3 protein-coding genes are annotated in these 3,580 nt (G+C 29.2%); all 3 read left to right on the forward strand.

The window, feature by feature from the left end:
* The first annotated feature begins 101 nt into the window (after window positions 1–101).
* Complete coding sequence (locus tag B2671_RS17495) at window positions 102–653, forward strand: 5-formyltetrahydrofolate cyclo-ligase (RefSeq protein ID WP_346871567.1); 552 nt, start codon at window positions 102–104, stop codon at window positions 651–653.
* An 88-nt stretch (window positions 654–741) separates the two neighbouring features.
* The gene (locus B2671_RS17500; protein ID WP_346871568.1) at window positions 742–2,520 is read left to right on the forward strand and encodes a peptidoglycan-binding protein; all 1,779 of its coding nucleotides are present in this window, start codon (window positions 742–744) and stop codon (window positions 2,518–2,520) included.
* Between the two features lie 165 nt (window positions 2,521–2,685).
* Window positions 2,686–3,531: a C39 family peptidase gene (locus B2671_RS17505; protein ID WP_346871569.1), complete on the forward strand. Its 846-nt coding sequence runs from the start codon at window positions 2,686–2,688 to the stop codon at window positions 3,529–3,531.
* Window positions 3,532–3,580: the final 49 nt, after the last annotated feature.

Genomic DNA, 3,580 nt, shown 5'->3' on the forward strand with positions numbered 1-3,580 from the left:
AAAGGAATACTTAAAACAATAATATTGTTTTAAGTATTCCTTTATTTAATGTATTATAAAATATATAAAGATATTAATCGTAGGATAGGAGTAGATTACTAATGAATATAAAAGAAGAAAAAAGGCAACTTCGTAATAAAATTATGAAACGTATTGCTGAATTATCAAAGGATTATACGTTAGAAGCAGATAAGAAAATTTATGAAAAAGTAATAAATCTTAAGGAGTATAAAGAAGCAAAGATTATATTTTGTTTTGTAAGTACAGAAGATGAAATTAATACAAGAAATATCATAGAGAATGCATTAGAAAGTGGTAAAAGAGTTGGAGTTCCCAAATGTATAGGTAAGGGGATTATGGAGGTACATGAAATCAAGGGCTATAAATCTTTAAAGGATGGAAAGTATGGGATATTAGAACCTAAGGATGAATGTCCATTAATTAGGTCAGAAGAAATAGATTTTGCTATAATACCTTGTGTTTCTTGTAATATGGAAGGATACCGTCTAGGTTATGGAGGAGGATTTTATGATCGCTACTTAGAACATGCTACCTTTACTACAGCTGTTATATGTAGAGAAAAGATTACTTGTGATTATATTCCTTATGATGAACATGATGTGAAAATTCATAAAGTGATTACAGATAGATAAATTAAGATAATTCTATTTTGAAATTTTACTAACATAAATAGCTTTTCTCCATATAATAACTATGGATAATATTTTTTAGGAGAAAATTATGGGAAGAGGTTTTATAAAAGTAGAACTTTTTACTGCAAGAGAGGTGGTACCTGTTTCAGGCGGAAATATATTTATTTTAAAAAGCACTTCAGTAGATTTTGATAAAGGGCGTATATTAACTACAGATTCTAGCGGGATAACGAAAATATTAGAAGTAGATACACCAGATATTGAACTATCAAAAAGTAAGGATTCTGAGCAAATACCATATTCAGTATATGATTTATATGTTAGAGCTCCTGGATATAAGGATGCAGTGGTAGAAGGGGTTCAAGTTTTTCCTAATGAAGTATCAATACAACAAGTAGAAATGATACCTACTACTAAGGAAAGAGAATTCTTAGAGGAATTAGAGCATAATTATATTCCACCACATCAGTTGATAGAGGAAATGCCTAGAGTTCAGGTAGAGGAGAAAGAGCCAATTTTTCAAAGCAAGGTGTTGATAAGACCATATATTCCGGAATTTATAACAGTACATTTGGGTGCACCATCATCCTATGCAGAAAATGTTACTGTAAGATTTCCAGAATATATAAAGAATGTGGCATCTAGTGAAATATATCCTACTTGGCCAGAGGATGCTATAAAAGCCAATATATATTGTCAAATTTCCTTTGCATTAAATAGGGTATATACGGAGTGGTATAGAAATAAGGGGTATAACTTTCACATAACTAACTCTACAGCTTATGATCAGTACTTTATTAAGGGAAGAAATATTTTTGAGAATATTAGTAGAATTGTAGATGATATATTTAATGAATATATTACTAGAGAAGGTTATATGGAACCACTATTGGCACAATATTGTAATGGTACAACTGTAACTTGTAAGGGGTTATCACAATGGGATACTGTAAAACTTGCTACGGATGGATATGAAACTATGGAGATACTAAAAAATTACTATGGTGATAATATTGAACTAACAAAAACTAATGATATAAGAGGTATAGAGGAATCCTATGGTGGAACTCCGTTAAATCTTAATAGTACAGGAAGTGATGTAGAAACAATTCAAAGACAAATAAATAGAATTTCTAATAATTATCCAGAAATACCTAAAATAGAACCTGTAGATGGAGTGTTTGGATCAGAGACAGAATCATCTGTAAAGGCATTCCAAAGAATATTTAATTTATATGCAGATGGGATAGTTGGAAAATCAACTTGGTATAAAATATCAGGAATTTATGTAGGAGTTAAAAGATTAGCAGAATTAGAGTCAGAAGGAGAAAAATTAGAAAGTACAGGAGAGTATCCTGGATATTTATTAAAGCAAGGCTCCACAGGTGATGCTGTATCTCAAATGCAATATTTCTTAAATTTTATATCTCAATATTATAAAGAAGTACCTCCAATTAATGGAGATAGTATTTTTGGTATAAGTACCTTAGATTCAGTAATACAATTTCAAAAGAAATTTGGACTAGATGTAGATGGAATAGTTGGAAAGCAAACTTGGGGTAAAATATACTCTGTATATAAAGATATAATTAATGGAAGTAATAAGCCAGAAGGCGATGGATATGAGTATCCAGGATATATATTAGAACAAGGTTCTAGAGGAAAGGTCATAAGTAAATTACAAACCTACTTAAGCGCTATATCAGATAAGTATCCCTCTATAAAAAATATAAATGTGGATGGGATTTTTGGAAAGGCAACAAATCAAGCAGTTATAGATTTTCAAAAGTGCTTTGAATTGGATTCTGATGGTATAGTTGGGCCATTAACTTGGGAGAAGATTGTACAAGTATATCAAGATATTTAATTTAGGAACAATATGATAATTAAGATAAAGCTTATTCTATGGATTTAAATTCCATAGGATAAGCTTTTAATTGTATATAATTTACAATTTGTTTAATTGTTTTGATTATTTTACATAGTATACTATATTTAGAAAATAAATACTTTAGAAAGAAGGTAAAATGCATTGAAGATTATAAAAAGAGTAAGAGCTAAGGATAAAAACTATTCAATAAAAGGGAAATCAGTAATTCTGAGAACAGTATTATTTTTTACACTATGCATTTTAACAGTATATATGTCAGCTATTTTAAATTCCTATGCACCACAGCAGATATCACTATTGAGTTATAAGAAATTAAATAATGAATTAAAAACTCACAAAATTAATGAACAATCTAATAAAAGCTACAAGTTTATCTCTATACCCTATATAAGTCAAGCAGGAGAATATCCAACAGGATGTGAGGTTGTAAGTACATCTATGATACTAAAATATTATGGATATAATATATCTGTTGATGAGTTTATAGATGATTATTTAGAGAGCTCATTTTTAGAAGAAGTTAATGGAGATTTATATGGTCCCAATCCTAATGAAGCTTTTGTTGGAGACCCAAGAAGTGTATATAGTTATGGATGTTATGCCCCTGTAATTGTTAATTCATTAAATGAAATTTTAAGAAAAGAGCATTCAGTAAAAAATACCACAGGAAGTGAGTTTAATGAACTTATAGAAAATTATATAAATAAAGAAATACCTGTGTTAGTTTGGACAAGTCTTAATTTACTTCCTACTGAATCAGGTGAAGAATGGTATCTGCGAGAATCAGGGGAGAAGTTTCAGTGGATAAGTAATGAGCATTGTATGGTATTTGTAGGTTATGATAAAGATAAATATTATTTTAATGATCCCTATGAAGGTAATGGGGTAGTTGGCTATGATAAGAAGTTAGTTGAAAAAAGATTTAAGGAATTGGGAGATCAATCAATAGTTATTTTAAATAATAAGTTAATGAATAAAATATATTGACATAAACATGGAGCTTATACTTTAATATTATTAAAGTATAAGCTCCATG

Source organism: Clostridium sp. UBA5119 (genome assembly GCF_002414285.1).
In the GTDB taxonomy this organism is placed as follows: Bacteria; Bacillota; Clostridia; order Clostridiales; family Clostridiaceae; genus Clostridium_J; species Clostridium_J sulfidigenes.